Origin of the sequence: Nocardioides marmorisolisilvae (genome assembly GCF_031656915.1) — a bacterium.
GTDB lineage: Bacteria > Actinomycetota > Actinomycetes > Propionibacteriales > Nocardioidaceae > Marmoricola > Marmoricola terrisoli.
Window position 1 is genome coordinate 2,581,885 of sequence record NZ_CP134227.1, and the last position, 15,112, is coordinate 2,596,996.

Sequence of the window (15,112 nt, forward strand, 5' to 3'; positions counted from 1 at the left end):
CGTCACCGACAACGCGCAGAGACCGCTGGACGGTTCCCACGAGATCCATTGTCCCGCGTGGGGCGCACGGACACCAACCCGGTCCACGGCGGCGTGCGGGACGCGGCCCAGGGCTCACCCCGCCCAGCAGGCGATCACTGCCGCGGCGACGCCGTACGCCGCGCCGGTACGGCTGATTCCGGGAGGCAGGTCGGCCCGCGGCACTCCGTGGGCGTCGACCCAGAGGGCCTTGTGGTCCTTGAGGAAGGCGACGTCGCCGCTGCCGGTCTCGAAGGCGGGGAACCCGAAGCTCTGGAGTCCGCGGATCGGCCGCGTCCCGGGAAGGCGGGCGCGCAACTGGTCGAACCAGGCCCGGCCCGGTACCGCTCGGTCGAGGTCGCGCACGACCAGCCGCAGGGTGCCGCCCGGCACCCGGTAGGTGCAGCGATAGGTACCGTCGGCACCATCACTGGTCCAGTGGCTCGTCCTCGCCGGTGGCGTGGCGAGTGCGAGGGTGCGTTGCACGGAAGCGGCGGTGTCGTCGCTGCAGGTCATCCTCGCCGCGGAGGACGCGCCCGCGGTGGCGCCCGGCGTCGCGGTCGGCGCGCCGGTCGCCGCGCGCATCGTCGAGTCCTTCATCAGCGTCCCGTCGGGCATCGTGTGCACCGCCCCGGGGTCAGCCGCAACGGTCCCGGCCTGGCCGCTCGCGCCGCACGCAGCCACCAGTGGCGTCACAGCGAGCAGGGCAGCCGCGCCCAGCATGATCCTCGGGCTCGGGTGGAGGCCGCCGAGCCGGGCTCTGGGGCGGTCACTGCTCCGGTCACCTGTCCACATCCGGCCGTTCCCCTCATTGTCGACGACGTTCGTGTGAGGTGTTCGGAGCCGAGCCCGCACCGGTTTGGAACCGTCGTCGGCAGCCACGGCGCCGATCGACCAATCCTATCGCGTTCCCGTGCCGAACCTCACATGACCGAGTTCGGCACCCCGGTGCAGAAACGTCCGGGACGCATGGACACGCCACATCAAGAGATCCGAGGTAGTCATGCACAAGGCACTACGCGCACTGATCCCACTCGCTGCGGCCGCGCCGCTGGCCTTCGCCGCGCCGGCCATGGCCAGCGGTTCGACGTACCAGGCCACGCTCGACCCCCTCAACGGCTCCGGCGGCTCGGGCATGGTCACGATCGCGCTGCACGGCAGCTCGGCGACCGTGACCGAGAGCTGGAGCGGGCTGGCCAGCACGTTCGGCGGCAGCCCCTACCCGCACGTGCAGCACATCCACATCGACGGCCAGGGCCAGTGCCCGACGCCCTCAGCGGACAAGAACGGTGACGGCATCGTCGACACCCAGGAGGGCGCCCCGGCGTACGGCGCGATCGGGACCACCCTGTCGGAGAAGGGCGACACCTCGCCGGCCGCGGGCACCAACATCAAGATCGCGCCGGCGGGCAGCAGCACCAGCTACCACCGCACCATCCGCCTGGATCCCAAGACGCTGTCGTCGCTGCAGAACGACACCGCCGTCGTGGTCGTGCACGGGCTGGACCCGTCCACGCTGAGCAAGAAGGCCCAGGGAGAGAAGAGCAACCTGGTGCCGAGTCTGCCCCTGGCCGCCACGTCGCCGGCGCTGTGCGGTGCGCTCCACGCCATGCCCTCGGGCGGCGTCGCCACCGGAACCGGTTCGACGGCCGGGATCGAGGACGGCGGTGTCCTCGGCCTCGGGGGCGGGCTGTTGCTCGGTGGGGCCGGGATCGCCCTGTACGGCGTGCGTCGTCGGCAGGCCGTCAAGGCCTGAGTCGACCACCTCCGGAAGGCAGGTAACCAGTGACGGACCAGATGCCGGGGGGCGCGACCCGCGGCCGCCGAGGCGTGCTCCTCCTCGCCTCGGTGGTCGCGGTGATCGGGGTCATCCTGATCGTCGTGGGCGTGCGTGCGCAACAGCGCGCCCCGCACCCCCACGACGCGGGGCGGATCCAGCCCGACCCTCCGGCGACTGGCCATCCGGCCACCGGCAGCGGGTCATCGGGCTCGTCCACGCCGCGCCGCGGACGCGGCCCGTTGGGACCGTCTCGCCCGGTGCGCATTCAGATCCCCGCGATCGGCGTGAACACGCCGGTCAACCCGATCGGGCTGGCGCCCGACGGCACCCTCGCCGTACCCCAGCCGGGTCCGCACCTGAACCAGGCGGCCTGGTTCAAGAACTCCCCGACGCCCGGACAGCCCGGACCCGCGATCATCGAGGGCCACGTCGACAGCGTCCAGGGCGTGTCGGTGTTCTTCAGGCTCGGCGCGATCAAGCCTGGCGACACGATCCAGGTCCGCCGCGCCGACGGCGTCCGGGTGACCTTCACCGTGAACGCGGTCCGCGACTTCAAGAAGGCCAGCTTCCCCACCAAGGTCGTGTACGGAGGCGACCTGTCGACGCCGCAGCTGCGATTGATCACCTGCAGCGACTTCGACGAGTCCCTCCACCACCACGTGGGCAACGAGGTGGTCTTCTCCCATCTGACCCACGTGGACCGACCCTCCGGGAGGTCCCGATGAAGCCGAAGCTCACTCGGATCACACCCGCTGCAGCCGCGGGGCTGCTCGCCTGAGCTTCACCCATCAGCGCACGGCACCGGGGCACGAGGCCTCAGGAGTAGACGTGCGGCGCGAGCGTGCCGATGTCGCGCAGGTTGCGGTAGCGCTCCTTGTAATCCAGCCCGTAGCCGACGACGAACTCGTTCGGGATGTCCCAGCCGACGTACCTGACCTCGACCGGCATCTGCAGCGCCTCCGGCTTGCGCAGCAGGGTGCATATCTCGACCGACGCCGGGTTCCGCGAGGCCAGGTTGGAGGTGAGCCACGACAGCGTCAGGCCGGTGTCGATGATCTCGTCGACGATCAGCACGTGCCGGCCGGTGATGTCGGTGTCGAGGTCCTTGAGGATCCGCACCACACCGGAGGACTTGGTGCCCGAGCCGTAGGACGAGATCGCCATCCAGTCCATCTCGACGTGCCGATGGAAGCTGCGGGCGAGGTCCGCCATCACCATCACCGCCCCACGGAGGATGCCGACGATCAACACGTCGCGGCCGTCGTAGTCCGACTCGATCACGGCAGCCAGCTCGGCCAGCTTGTCGTGGATCTGCTTCTCGGTGAAGAGGACGTTGACCAGGTCGCCCTCGACGTCGGCTTCATCCATGGCCGCAAGACTGCCACAGGGATGATCCGGGCCGGTCGCCGCGTTGGGCAACACATGCGCCTCTCGGTCCTCGACCTCGTCCCCGTGCGATCCGACCAGTCCACCGGCGACGCGCTGACGGCGACCCGTCGGCTCGCGCGCACGGCCGACGAGCTCGGGTTCCACCGCTACTGGCTCGCCGAGCACCACAACATGCCGGCGGTGGCGGCGACCAACCCGCCCGTGCTCATCTCGATGGTCGCGGCGGCCACCGAGCGGATCCGGGTCGGCTCCGGCGGCGTGATGCTGCCCAACCACGCCCCGTTGGTGGTCGCCGAGCAGTTCGCGCTGCTCGAGGCGGCCTTCCCGGGCCGGATCGACCTCGGCATCGGCCGCGCCCCGGGCAGTGACCCTGTCACCTCGTGGGCGCTGCGGCACGGCGCCGGCGGAGTCGACGACCAGGCCGTCGCGCGCTTCCCGGAGTACGTCGACAACGTCGTGGCGATGATGGGTCCCGAGGGTGTCGGCCTGCAGTTGCAGGGACGGACCCATCCGCTGCGGGCCACCCCGCATGCGGTCGGGCGCCCGCCGGTATGGCTGCTGGGATCCTCGGACTACTCGGCCCGGCTGGCGGCCGAGCGCGGACTTCCCTACGTCTTCGCGCACCACTTCTCCGGGCAGGGCACCGCCGAGGCGCTCGCGCTCTACCGCGAGGGCTACCGCCCGACCGAGGAGAACCCGACCCCGCGCACGTTCCTGACCGTCAACGCCTCCGTGGCCGAGTCGCCCGCGGAGGCGCTGCGGCTCGCACTGCCGCAGCTGCAGGCCATGGTGGCGCTGCGCACGGGCGGTCCGCTGCTCCCGCAGCGCCTCGTCGAGGATGCGGAGGCCGACCCGGTGCCGGCCACCCATCAAGGCCTGCTCGACGCGATGGCGCGACGGTGGGTGATCGGGTCTCCTGACGAGGCAGCCAAGGCGGTGCGGGAGCTCGCCTCGACGTACGACGTGGACGAGGTGATGGTGCATCCGGTCGCCGGCGCCCATACCGGCACCGCCGCCGATGCCTCACCTGCCCGCGAGGAGACCCTTCGGCTGCTGACCGCTGCCCTCTGACAGCTCGCCCGCTGCTCCGACGACTTTCCCATGTTAGGAACCCAAGAGTCGTCTTCCCACACGAGCTCTCCTGGGTGATGAGCGACCTTGACCTCTTAACCTGGGAAAAGTCACGTTCGACGGAAGCGGAGCGTCTCGCCCTCGGCGTACGCCGTGACGAACCCGGGCAGCTGGACCTCCTTGCCGCTGGTGCCGACGAGCCGGAGCATCGCGAGCACGTGGGAGCGGGTGAGGTCGGACGGGGTCGCGCCCGCCTCGACCGCCGCGCGTCGGACCAGCCGGGAGCGGATCGCCTCACCGGCGCCGTCGACGGCGTCCAGGTCAATTCCGTCGTCGAGTCGGGCCCGCTGGTAGGCGTCGTCGACGAGCGGGTCGATGAGCTCGAGGTCCTCCCGCAGCTGCTCCGCCGTGCGGGCCAGCGCCGCGGCGATCCCCGGACCAAGCTCGCGCTCGAGCGTCGGCATCACCGTGTGCCGGATCCTGGACCGGACGAACCGCGGGTCCGCGTTGTGCGGGTCGGTCCACCACTCGATGCCCTGCGCGCGGCACGCCGCCTCGGTCTCGGCGCGGGTGAGGTCGAGAAGCGGCCGCGCGAACCCGACCCGGCTGCCCTGCTCGACGTACTGACGCCGCATCCCTTGTAGGGAGCGGGCGCCCGACCCGCGGGTGAGCCCGAGCAGGACGGTCTCGGCCTGGTCGTCGAGGGTGTGCCCGAGCAGGACCAGCCGGGCCTCGAAGTGCTCGGCGAGCTGTCCGAGCGCGGCGTACCTCGCCTCCCGCGCCCCGGCCTCGACGCCGCCCGTCCGGGCGTCGACGGTGACCCTGATCGACGCGGTCTCGTCGGCGCCGAGCAGGGCCATCTGGCTGACGACCTGCTCGGTGTGCCCCGCTGACCCGTCCTGCAGACCGTGGTCGACGGTGACGCCGACGACCCGCAGGGCAGCCTTGCGCGCCTCGAAGACGCAGCCGGCCAACAGGGCGAGCGAGTCCGCGCCGCCGGAGCAGGCGACGAGGACGGCCTCGCCCGGCTCGACCTTCAGGTAGGGGCGTATGGCGAGCCGCACGGCCGCCACGGCCGCCTGGGGGCCGGTCATCGCTATCCGTGGACGCGGCGCAGCCAGCTGTCCGGGTCGAGGATCTCCGCCTTCGAGGGGAGGTTCTCGGGCCCGGCCCACACCGCGTTGAAGCCGTCCATGCCGACCTTGTCGATCGCTGCGCGGACGAAGACCGCGCCGTCGCGGTACTGCGCCATCTTCTGGTCAAGGCCGAGCAGCCGGCGCAGCAGCCGGTCGAGGACGCCCACGCCCTTGCGCCGCTGGGTGAACTTGCGCCGGATGTCGGCCACGCTGGGGATCACCTCGGGGCCGACGCCGTCCATCACGACGTCGGCGTGCCCCTCGAGCAGGCTCATCACTCCGGTCACCCGCTCGATCACCTGCTTCTGCTCCGGGGAGGCGAAGAGGTCGATGAGGCTGCCTCCCTGTCCTGAGCCTGTCGAAGGGGCTTGTCCTGAGCCTGTCGAAGGGCGCTGTCCTGAGACCAGGTCGCCGACCCGCTTGACGAGCTCGCCCAGGAACTCGGTGGGGTCGGTCCTGATGCTGCCGACGATGTTGCCCATCTCGGCCTGCAGGTGGTCGCGCATCCACGGTACGGCGGTGAACTGCACGCGGTGGGTCTCCTCGTGCAAGCAGACCCACAGCCTGAAGTCGTGCGGGTCGACGCGCAGCTCGCGCTCGACGTGGACGACGTTCGGAGCCACCAGCAGCAGCCGACCACCGGCACCGCCGGCAGAGTAGAACGGATCGAACTGGCCGAGGACCTTGCCGGCCAGAAAGCCGAACATCGCCCCGAGCTCGACCCCGGTGACCCGTGAGCCGATGGCCGTGGCCAGCGCCGACGGTGCGCCCTTGCGCTCGGTCAGCTTGCCGAGCAGCGGCCCGATCACGGTTTCGAAGGCGTCGGCGTTGGCCTGGATCCAGCCAGGCCGGTCCACCACCAGGACCGGCGCGGTCACCTCCTCGGCGACCAGGCCGGTGAACTCGCGCACCAAGGGGGTGGACTGGACGGCGCCGGCACGCAGCTCGGCCACGCAGTCGGCCGCCTCCTGGGCGTCCACCTCGGGACCGTCACCCGCCAGCCGAGAGCCGATCCGCACCGCGAGGTCCCAGTCGATCATCCGCGGCGGGGTGTCGTTGTCCATGTTCGTGACCCTACGGGGTGGGCCTCGACGCGCCACAGTGGCAAGCACCGAGCGCGGCCGTGATCCGGTCCAGCGCTTGGCGGGCACCGAGCGTGTCCGCCACCGGCACCCGGTCGGTCAGCGCGGCGAAGATCAGCGGAGTCCCGTCGAGGTCCACCGCCACCCCGGCCAGACCGCTCACTCCGGTCAAGGTGCCGGTCTTGGCACGGACGCGGCCGAGCCCGGCGTGCGGGGCGGTGCGGTAGCGCCCGGCCAGCGAACCCGAGAACCCGGCGACGGGGAGTCCGGTGACCACGTCGCGCAGTCGCGGGTGGGCCGGGCTGGCCGCCGTACGGAACAGGGCGACGAGGGTCTGCGGACGGAGCCGGTCCTCGCGAGACAGCCCGCTGCCGTCGTGCATCCGGAGTCCGCGGGTGGGGATGCCGAGCCGGCCGAGCACCGTGCGGACGGCCGTGGTCCCTCCGGCGAAAGACCCGTCGTTTCGGATGGCGATCCCGACGTGGCGCAGCACTACCTCGGCGGCGTTGTTATCGCTGACGGTGAGCAGGCGCTGCACGATCTCGCCCAGCGGCGCACTCCGCACCGCGGCGATCCGGCGGCCGGCTGGCCGGGCCGTTCGAGGGGTCGGGGATCCGAGGACCTTCACCCCGGCCGCACGGAGCTGACCGGCGAACACCGCGGCCGCCGCAGCGGCGGGGTCGCTCACGTAATGGCCGGCGCCGTCCTCGGCCTCATCGACCCACAGCGCTGAGATCGGCGGCACCACGTCCTCGGGCAGGTACGTCGAGGGCCAGGCCGGGTTGACCGCCGGCCCGGTGAACAGCGACGCGTCGTAGCCCAGCCGCACCTTGCCGACGCCCTCCCGTCTGAGCGCCGCGGCGGTGCGGGCGGCCAGCTCGGCCGTGGTGGCCCGCTGCGGGTAGAGACCCTTGGCCCGCTTCGCCGTGCTGGCCAGGAACGGGTCGCCCCCACCGACCAGCACGATCCGGCGACTGCCGGGCACCTGGTCCACGGTGGTGCTGAACCGCCTCATCGGTCCGAGCACCTGGAGCGCCGCAGTGGAGGTGAGCAGCTTCATCGTCGATGCCGGGCGCACTGCGGAGTCCCCACGCCGGTAGACGATCGTGCCGTCGAGATCGGCGACCAGCACGTCGACCCTCTTGCCGAGTGCGTGGTCGGCGACGTACGGCGCCAGCGCGCGACGTACCGCCGCGGGGTTGAGCCGACCAGCCGATGCCACCGGCGCGACCCGGCGGGCGGCCGGCTGCTCCGCGAGCTGCAACCCGGCAGGCGGGCTGACCGCGCCGGGGTCGGTCCGGGGGTTCGGCTCGAGGCCGAGTCGGTCGCTCAGGTCCAACCGCCACTGGCCGACCGCCAGCAGGGCCACCGCGACCACGAGCACCACGACCAGTCGGCGCAGCCAGCGACGGCCGCGACGCCGTGCTGGGGTCACGGTGGGGTGGTCTTGCTCACGCTGCGGCAAGAACTCCCCCTTTCGATGCCCCGATCGGGGCCGATGTGCGCGAGACTGGGCGGCGGACTGGGCGAGGCGCCCAGCGATGATCTTGGCAAAGCATGGCGGATGCGCCGCAGAGAGGGGCCACGGCAGTGGAGTTCGACGTCCTGGTGGAGATCCCGAAGGGGAGCCGCAACAAGTACGAGGTCGACCACGAGTCGAACCGGATCCGCCTCGATCGCCACCTGTTCACCTCCACGATGTATCCCGCCGACTACGGCTACATCGAGGACACCCTCGGCCAGGACGGCGACCCGCTGGACGCACTCGTGCTGTTGCAGGAGCCCACCTTCCCCGGCTGCCTGATCAAGTGCCGCGCGATCGGCATGTTCCGGATGACCGACGAGGCGGGCGGCGATGACAAGGTGCTCTGCGTGCCCTCGACGGACCCGCGCCTGGAGCATCTGCGCGACATCAACCACCTGCCGAAGTTCGACCGGCTGGAGATCCAGCACTTCTTCGAGGTCTACAAGGACCTCGAGCCCGGCAAGTCGGTCGAGGGTGCCGAGTGGGTCGGCCGCACCGAGGCCGAGGCCGAGGTGGTGGCGTCGTTCAAGCGGCTCAAGGACCAGGGCGAGCACTGACCCATCCGCGTGCCGATCCATCCGCCGTACTGATCCATCCGCCGTACCTCACCCAGGAAGAGACACGTTCACACACCGACTCTCCTGTGTGAACATGACCCTTGGGTTCTGAACCTGGGAAAGTCAGCCCCGCACGCCCCGGAAGTAGCCGATCGCACCGGACAGCTCCATGGTGGTCTCGGTGAAGCCGGCCTCGGCGAGCCAGGAGAGTACGTCGGCGGGGGTGCCGCTGGGGCCGAGCAGGCCGGCCAGTTGACCGACGGCCATCACCGGCAGCGAGCGCGGATCGGCGCCGTGGAGCAGCGCACTGCCGGTGATCACGCCGCCGGGGGCGGTGACCCGGCCCAGCTCCAGCACGGCCCGGCGCGGGTCCAGGAAGCAGTGCAGCCCGGTGAAGCTCACCACCAGGTCGAACTCGCCGTCACCGAACTGCAGGTGCTGCACGTCGGCGACCACCGGCTCGACCTGGGCCGCCACACCACGCTCGGTCGCCGCCGCCATGGTGCGGTCGAGCATCAGCGCGGAGATGTCTGCGGCCACGTAGCGCAGCCCCTGGCCGGGCCGTAGGCCGCGCAGCGCGACGCCACCGCCGCACGGCACATCGAGTACGGCGGAGCCCGCCGGCTGTCGGCCGATCTCCGCTGCCGCGGCGTAGAGCCGACGCAGGTCCGAACCGATCCCGAGCCGCCACAGCAGGCCACCGGCTCCAGGATGCTCGACCGACCAGTCGTAGAAGTGTCCCCACAGCGGGTCCTGGTGCCATCCGCCCAACCCAGGCAGGCCCAACCGAGGCAGATCCACCCGAGGCAGGTCGAGCCTCGGGGGTCCCAGCCGGGACAGGCCCAGTCGCTCGCGCATCAGTAGCCGTCCCGCTCGAGGATCGCCGCGTGCAGCATCTCCGGCGGCACCCCGAACGCATCGACGAGATCCTCCGCGATCGGCCGCAGCTTGCGCAACAGATCGCCGACCTCGCGGGTGATCGCCTTGGCCCGCTGCGACGACAGCCGGCCGTGCTCCATCCACCAGCCCCGGTCCGCCTCGATCGTGGACAACGCGAAGAGGTCGCACAGCAGCTGCACCGCCACCCGGTTGTCGCCCTCCGGCATCGACCGCACCTTGTCGACGAATGCCTCGAGGACCATCCGCTCGGCGTGCGCCCAGGCGGCCGCGATCACGTGGTCCTGCGCCCGGCTGAACACCTCGGTCGGGTCCATCCCCTCGTCCATGCCTCGCTTGAGCCTCCGGGCGACGCCGGAGAGCTGGTGCTCCTCGCGCCAGCGGAACATCGCCAGGTGGTACTCAGAGTCGAGCAGGCCCGCCTCCTGGTCCCAGCCGTCGTCGCCTCCGGGAAGCACGTCCTTGATCCGTTCGAGCAGCTTGTGTACGGCGGTGCGCTCGACGACCGTCTCGACGGCGACCCCCGCGACGAACCTCACCATCCCGAGCTGGTCGAGGTCGTTGAAGCCGGAGGCGTAGTCGGTGAGCAGCCCCTTGGCGACCAGCTGCAGCAGGATGTGGTTGTCACCTTCGAAGGTGGTGAACACGTCGGTGTCCGAGCGCAGCGCGTCGAAGCGGTTCTCGGTGAGGTAGCCGGCGCCGCCACAGGCCTCCCGGCACTCCTGGATGACGCGGGTCGCGTGCCAGGTGCCCAGCGCCTTGGTGGCGGCGGCCCGGGACTCCAGGGAGCGGCGTCGCATCTCCAGCGCCTCGTCCTCCTGGTCCCGGTCGTCGCCGAGGTCGCCGGTGGCCGATGCCGCGGAGAACACCTCATGGAGCTCGCCGGCCAACACCTCCTGGGCGAAGTGCAGCGCGTAGGTGCGGGCGAGCAGCGGGAACAGCCGACGCTGGTGCATCCCGTAGTCGAGGAGCAGCTCCTCACGGTCACTGCCGGGCGCGCCGAACTGCCGCCGACGGTTCGCGTATGCGATGGCGACCGCGAGCGCCACCTTGCTGGCGTTGATGCCGGCGCCGCCGACGCACACCCGGCCCTGGACCAGGGTGCCGAGCATCGTGAAGAAGCGCCGGTCGGGGTTCTCGATCGGGGACGAGTAGACACCGCTCTCACTCACGCTCGCGTAGCGGTCGAGCAGGTTCTCCCGCGGCACCCGCACGTCGTCGAACCAGAGCCGTCCGTTGTCGACGCCGTTGAGACCGATCTTGGGTCCGTCGTCCTCGATGCGTACGCCGGGCAGCGTCCGGCCCTTGCCGTCCCGGATCGGGACCAGGAACGCGTGCACCCCCTCCGACTTGCCGCCGACCTCGAGCTGGGCGAAGACGACGGCCATCCGTCCGTGACGGGCGGCATTGCCGATGTAGTCCTTGCGGGAGATGTCGTCGGGAGTGGTGATCACGAACTCGCGGGTCTCCAGGTCGTAGCGCGCCCTGGTGCCGAGCGCCTGCACGTTGGACCCGTGCCCGGACTCGGTCATCGCGAAGCAGCCCAGCAGGTCCCCGGAGATCACGGCACCCAGGTACGTCGTGTGGTGGCCGGCGGTCCCCAGCTGCAGGATCGCCCCGCCGAACAGACCGAACTGAACGCCCGTCTTGACCAGCACGGACAGGTCACCGAACGCCAGGGTCTCGAAGGCCGCGACCGAGGCGCCGATGTCGCCGCCGCCGCCGTACGCCGGAGGGAAGCCCATCCCCGCCGAGCCCGTCCGGGCCATGTCCAGCACGATCTCGGCCACCCGGTCACGGAAGTCGTCACGGCTGAGCTCGACGGCATCGTCGAGCACGCCGGCGTACTCGGCGAGGTTCTTGCGGACCAGGTTGCGGACCTCGACGTAGCGGCCGTCGAGGAAGGCGGTCAGCGCGGGTACGTCGACAACGGGTTGGGCATAATCGGCCATGGCGTCACTCTGCCACCGCCGAGGGCGCGGGGGCAGGACCCGTCAGAGCCGGACCGCGAAGTTCGGGTACCAGTCGTAGATCGAGTTGTAGCGGACGTAGGCGCCGGTGTGGGGCGCCTCGATGAAGCGTCCGCCGCCCAGGTAGAGCGCGACGTGGTGGATGCCGCTGGGCATGCCGTTGTAGCTCCAGAAGAGCAGGTCGCCGGGTCGTGCGTCGCTGACCGAGATGGGCGTGCCAGCGTCGTACTGCGCGCCGGAGAAGTGCGGCAGGTAGATCCCGCCGGCCCGCCAGGCCATCATGGTCAGCCCGGAGCAGTCCCAGCTGTTCGGACCGGCTGCCGCCCACTGGTAGGGCTCACCGAGCTGTGCCTCGGCGAACCTGATCGCCGCCGCGGCGCCGCTGGAGGACACCGCCGGCGGGCTGCTCGGGGACGGGTCGGGGCTCGACGACGGACCAGAGCCCGAGCTCGCGGACTGGCCGTCCTGAGCAGCCTTCTCCCGGTCGGCCTTCTCCTGGGCCCGCTGCCGCGCCTCGGCCTCGGCGCGCGCCTTCGCGGCAGCCGCAGCGGCCTCCCGGCGCGCCTTGGCCTCGGCCTTCCTGCGTGCGATCTCCTCCAACGCCTGCTGACGCTGGTTGGCCAGCGCGACCGAGGTGTGCTCGGCCTTCGCCAGGGCCTCGATGAGCGTGGCGCGACGGGCGGCAACCTGGTGCGCCACCGCCTCTGCCTGCTGGGCGGAGGCGCCGGCGGCGGCGCGCGCCGCACGTGCCTTCGCGGCGATCTCCGCCTGGTTGCGGGCCGTGGCGTCCGCGTGCTGCTGAGCCTTCTTCGCCTCGGCGCTGAGCCTGGTGAACCGGTCGTAGTCGGCCTGCATCGAGTCGCCGGCCATCCCGACGACGCCGGTGCGGCTCATGATCTCCTCCGGCCCGCCGGCGCCGAGCATCGCGGTGACGCTGTTCAGCGAGGTCCCGTCCTGGTAGCTCTGCACCACCAGCTGGGCGATCTCGTCACGCTGCGCGTTCACCCGCTGGCGCGCCTTCAGTGCCGCTGCGTGAGCAGCCTTGGCCTCCTTGCGTGCGACCGAAAGCCGCCACATCGCGCCGTTGTAGGCCTCCGAGGCGATCTCGGCGCGCTGGTCGGCCGCCTGGGCACGAGCCTGGGCTCGAGTCAGCTCGCTGCGGATCGAGGCGACGTCGCCCTTCTTGGCCGCCACGTCGCGGCGGGCGTTGTCGACCTGCTGCTGCGTCGGGTAGCCACCGTTCCCGTCGGCGACGGCCACCCCTCCGAGCCCGAGGACGGAGGCGAGCGTGACGGCGGCCGCGAGACCTGTCCGCGCGTTCTTTCGCACGACGACAACCCTTTCGTTGGGGAGGCCCAGCCACTTCCCCATGGCTGGGAACCGTCGCCACGTTAGAGCTCATCTGTCACAAAGGGAACAGTTCTATCGAATTTTCTCAGAAGTTGCGGCGTGTCGGCTTGACAAACTACAAGGTTGTAATTTTGGAACGACAGCAGTGTCATTCCGGTACGCAGGCCTCACCGGGGCGTACAGCGGATGCCATCGGCACCCCGGAGCGAGCCGGAACGAGAGCCGGCTCGGGTGGAACGAGCCGGAACGGGTAGATCGAGAGAGCCCGGGCTCAGGGCTCGACCGGCACCTCGCGCGTGGTCGTCGTGGACACCGAGGCGCGACCGTGCCTCACGAACTTCTGTCCCGTCGCCAAGCCGGCGACGTACACCGAGACGATCGCGATCAGGGCACCGGCGACGTCATCGGCCAGGTAGTGCCAGCCGAAGTACGTCGTCGAGACGACCACCAGGGCCAGGAACGTCCACAGTGCCCACCGGATCACCCGGCTGCGCACCGTGTAGTGCGCGACCAGGCACATCATCAGGGTGATCGCGACGTGGAGGGATGCGAAGCCGGCAACCGACTGCACTCCGTCGGCGAACGGATTGACGTGGATGTGGTTCTCACGGCCGTAGAACAACGCATCCTGCAGCGCGCTGACCCCCGTCTTGTCGAGGGCGCCGTAGAGCCAGGGGAATGCGAAGTTCGGGCCCAGGGTCGGGATCATGTAGTAGCTGGCCGTGCCCAGGCTCCAGGCCAGGCAGTCCGCGGTGACGTACCAGTACCCGAAGTTGACGTTCGGCGACCAGACCGCCCAAGCACACACCGAGATCGGCACCAGCGGCAGGAACAGCAGGTAGATCCAGGACAGGAAGTGCGCGCTGATCCCGGTGCCGAGGACGTGCTGGAGCAGCAGGGTCGGGTCGTGGCCGAACAGCAGCCAATGGTCCAGCCGGTGCAGGGCGTAGTCGTACTTGAACGGCCGCACGAACGGCAGCACGTTCTTGAGGTTGCGGTAGCTGACGTAGACCGCGTAGAAGGACACCACGCTGATCACCACGAGCCCGACCCGGTCGCGGGTCCAATGCTCGCGGATCAGGCCCAGCGCCTCCTTGCGGAAGTGCAGCGGGTTCAGTCTCGAGCGGAGCAGCGTGCGCGGGATGATGTCGACCCCGAACCCGATCAGGCAGAGCATCGGCAAGCGGATCCAGGCAGGGCCCAAGAAGCCGTCCGGATCGCGGAGCGGATAACCGGTCGCCCGGCTGAGCACGAACGCGAGCACCGCCATCACGATCGCGTTCGCCACCAGGAGTCCGTAGGCGCGCCGCTTCACGATGAGTCAGTGTAGAGATCGGCTCCCGAGCGCTCCGGGAGGGTCGCCAACCGGGATCGATCGACGGCCAGTCGCACCCGGTCACCGGGGCGTACGGCGGTGTCCGGATCGGCGACGCCCTGCAGGGAGCCGATGCCGTCGACGTCCAGGCCCAGGCGGGTCAGCTCAGGGGTGGCCCGCACCGACCGGACCGTGCCCGCGAACGGTCCGGACCCGCTGACCCGGAGCGCCGAGCGCCGCAACGCCACCGAGGTCCAGTCGCCGGCGGGCTCGACCTCCCGGCGTACGGCGAGGGCGGCCGGGCCGGTCAGCACGGTGGCGTAGCCCAGGAACTGGGCGGTCCAGGCGTCCGCCGGACCACCCCAGACCTCGGCCACGGTGCCGTCCTGCACCAGCCGTCCCGAGCGCATCACCGCCATCCGGTCCGCGACGGCGAACGCCTCCTCCTGGTCGTGGGTGACCATCAGCGCCGTGGTGCCCGCCGCGTGCAGGATCTCCCGGAGCTGGTTGGCCAGCTCGTCACGCAGCCCGCGGTCCAGTGCGCTCAGCGGTTCGTCCAGGAGCAGCAGCCGTGGGTCCACCGCGAGCGCTCGCGCCAGGGCGACCCGCTGCCGCTCGCCACCGGACAGGGTGGCCGGCATCCGGTCGGCCATCCCGGTCAGGCCCACCAGCTCGAGCAGCTCGGCCACCCGGGCCCGCGTCGCCGCGCGGTCCCGGTGCCGCAGTCGCATCGGGTAGCCGACGTTGCGCCCCACGCTCTGGTGCGCGAAGAGCTGGCCGTCCTGGAACATCAGCGCGAACCCGCGCTGGTACGTCGGCACTCCGGCGAGGTCGTGGCCGTCGTACGCGATCGATCCGGAGGAGGGGTCCTCCAGGCCCGCGATCGCGCGAAGCAGGGTGGACTTTCCGCACCCCGATGGACCGAGGACGGCGAGGACTGACCCGTCCGGCACAGTCAGGTCCAGGTCGTCGACCGCCACCGTGTCGTCGTACCGCACGCTCAGGCCATTGATCCGCAGCAT

14 protein-coding genes are annotated in these 15,112 nt (G+C 70.9%); 4 read left to right on the forward strand and 10 right to left on the reverse strand.

Annotated features, from left to right (window positions below):
* Nucleotides 1-114: 114 nt before the first annotated feature.
* Nucleotides 115-741 (reverse strand): hypothetical protein, encoded by a 627-nt coding sequence (locus Q9R13_RS12345; RefSeq protein WP_310961479.1) that lies wholly within the window; start codon nucleotides 739-741, stop codon nucleotides 115-117.
* A gap of 280 nt (nucleotides 742-1,021) precedes the next feature.
* Between Q9R13_RS12345 and Q9R13_RS12350 the strand changes: the two genes are divergently transcribed.
* Nucleotides 1,022-1,774 carry a hypothetical protein gene (locus tag Q9R13_RS12350; RefSeq protein WP_310961480.1) on the forward strand — a complete coding sequence of 251 codons (753 nt, stop codon included), beginning with the start codon at nucleotides 1,022-1,024 and terminating at the stop codon, nucleotides 1,772-1,774.
* Between the two features lie 29 nt (nucleotides 1,775-1,803).
* On the forward strand, nucleotides 1,804-2,523 hold the full coding sequence (locus Q9R13_RS12355) for a class F sortase (protein WP_310961481.1): 720 nt from the start codon (nucleotides 1,804-1,806) through the stop codon (nucleotides 2,521-2,523).
* A 91-nt stretch (nucleotides 2,524-2,614) separates the two neighbouring features.
* Here the strand turns inward: Q9R13_RS12355 and hpt are convergent, their stop codons facing one another.
* Nucleotides 2,615-3,166, reverse strand: coding sequence for a hypoxanthine phosphoribosyltransferase (gene hpt, locus Q9R13_RS12360; RefSeq protein ID WP_310961482.1), 552 nt, complete (start codon nucleotides 3,164-3,166; stop codon nucleotides 2,615-2,617).
* Nucleotides 3,167-3,220: 54 nt separating this feature from the next.
* Here hpt and Q9R13_RS12365 point away from each other — a divergent pair, with 54 nt between their 5' ends.
* Nucleotides 3,221-4,258: an LLM class flavin-dependent oxidoreductase gene (locus tag Q9R13_RS12365; RefSeq protein WP_310961483.1), complete on the forward strand. Its 1,038-nt coding sequence runs from the start codon at nucleotides 3,221-3,223 to the stop codon at nucleotides 4,256-4,258.
* A 110-nt stretch (nucleotides 4,259-4,368) separates the two neighbouring features.
* Here Q9R13_RS12365 and tilS read toward each other — a convergent pair whose 3' ends face one another.
* The 3 genes from tilS to dacB are packed head-to-tail and all read right to left on the reverse strand — an operon-like array spanning nucleotide 4,369 to nucleotide 7,941.
* Entirely contained in the window at nucleotides 4,369-5,352 is a 984-nt protein-coding gene (gene tilS, locus Q9R13_RS12370) for a tRNA lysidine(34) synthetase TilS (protein WP_310961484.1), read from the reverse strand.
* 2 nt (nucleotides 5,353-5,354) lie between these two features.
* Nucleotides 5,355-6,458 carry a zinc-dependent metalloprotease gene (locus Q9R13_RS12375; RefSeq protein WP_310961485.1) on the reverse strand — a complete coding sequence of 368 codons (1,104 nt, stop codon included), beginning with the start codon at nucleotides 6,456-6,458 and terminating at the stop codon, nucleotides 5,355-5,357.
* Between the two features lie 10 nt (nucleotides 6,459-6,468).
* The gene (gene dacB / locus Q9R13_RS12380) at nucleotides 6,469-7,941 is read right to left on the reverse strand and encodes a D-alanyl-D-alanine carboxypeptidase/D-alanyl-D-alanine endopeptidase (protein ID WP_310961486.1); all 1,473 of its coding nucleotides are present in this window, start codon (nucleotides 7,939-7,941) and stop codon (nucleotides 6,469-6,471) included.
* A 92-nt stretch (nucleotides 7,942-8,033) separates the two neighbouring features.
* On the opposite strand from dacB, the gene Q9R13_RS12385 reads away from it, so the two are divergent.
* A complete protein-coding gene (locus Q9R13_RS12385) occupies nucleotides 8,034-8,558 on the forward strand; it encodes an inorganic diphosphatase (RefSeq protein WP_458295148.1) in 525 nt (174 codons plus the stop codon).
* 123 nt (nucleotides 8,559-8,681) lie between these two features.
* On the opposite strand, the gene Q9R13_RS12390 is transcribed toward Q9R13_RS12385, so the two are convergent.
* The 5 genes from Q9R13_RS12390 to Q9R13_RS12410 form a co-directional block, all read right to left on the reverse strand.
* Nucleotides 8,682-9,416, reverse strand: coding sequence for a class I SAM-dependent methyltransferase (locus Q9R13_RS12390; RefSeq protein WP_310961488.1), 735 nt, complete (start codon nucleotides 9,414-9,416; stop codon nucleotides 8,682-8,684).
* Nucleotides 9,416-11,407 (reverse strand): acyl-CoA dehydrogenase family protein, encoded by a 1,992-nt coding sequence (locus tag Q9R13_RS12395; RefSeq protein WP_310961489.1) that lies wholly within the window; start codon nucleotides 11,405-11,407, stop codon nucleotides 9,416-9,418. Before Q9R13_RS12395 ends, Q9R13_RS12390 begins: the two co-directional genes overlap by 1 nt.
* Before the next feature lie 42 nt (nucleotides 11,408-11,449).
* Nucleotides 11,450-12,754 carry a C40 family peptidase gene (locus Q9R13_RS12400; RefSeq protein ID WP_310961490.1) on the reverse strand — a complete coding sequence of 435 codons (1,305 nt, stop codon included), beginning with the start codon at nucleotides 12,752-12,754 and terminating at the stop codon, nucleotides 11,450-11,452.
* A gap of 292 nt (nucleotides 12,755-13,046) precedes the next feature.
* Nucleotides 13,047-14,090 (reverse strand): phosphatase PAP2 family protein, encoded by a 1,044-nt coding sequence (locus tag Q9R13_RS12405; protein WP_310961491.1) that lies wholly within the window; start codon nucleotides 14,088-14,090, stop codon nucleotides 13,047-13,049.
* A complete protein-coding gene (locus Q9R13_RS12410) occupies nucleotides 14,087-15,112 on the reverse strand; it encodes an ABC transporter ATP-binding protein (protein WP_310961492.1) in 1,026 nt (341 codons plus the stop codon). Before Q9R13_RS12410 ends, Q9R13_RS12405 begins: the two co-directional genes overlap by 4 nt.

Coding starts and splice junctions, on each gene's coding strand:
- Q9R13_RS12350 (WP_310961480.1), top strand. CDS start 1,022: ATGCACAAGGCACTACGCGCACTGATCCCACTCGCTGCGGCCGCGCCG.
- Q9R13_RS12375 (WP_310961485.1), bottom strand. CDS start 6,458: ATGGACAACGACACCCCGCCGCGGATGATCGACTGGGACCTCGCGGTG.
- tilS (WP_310961484.1), bottom strand. CDS start 5,352: ATGACCGGCCCCCAGGCGGCCGTGGCGGCCGTGCGGCTCGCCATACGC.
- Q9R13_RS12410 (WP_310961492.1), bottom strand. CDS start 15,112: ATGCTGCGGATCAATGGCCTGAGCGTGCGGTACGACGACACGGTGGCG.
- Q9R13_RS12395 (WP_310961489.1), bottom strand. CDS start 11,407: ATGGCCGATTATGCCCAACCCGTTGTCGACGTACCCGCGCTGACCGCC.
- Q9R13_RS12365 (WP_310961483.1), top strand. CDS start 3,221: ATGCGCCTCTCGGTCCTCGACCTCGTCCCCGTGCGATCCGACCAGTCC.
- Q9R13_RS12390 (WP_310961488.1), bottom strand. CDS start 9,416: ATGCGCGAGCGACTGGGCCTGTCCCGGCTGGGACCCCCGAGGCTCGAC.
- hpt (WP_310961482.1), bottom strand. CDS start 3,166: ATGGATGAAGCCGACGTCGAGGGCGACCTGGTCAACGTCCTCTTCACC.
- Q9R13_RS12385 (WP_458295148.1), top strand. CDS start 8,034: ATGGCGGATGCGCCGCAGAGAGGGGCCACGGCAGTGGAGTTCGACGTC.
- Q9R13_RS12345 (WP_310961479.1), bottom strand. CDS start 741: ATGCTGGGCGCGGCTGCCCTGCTCGCTGTGACGCCACTGGTGGCTGCG.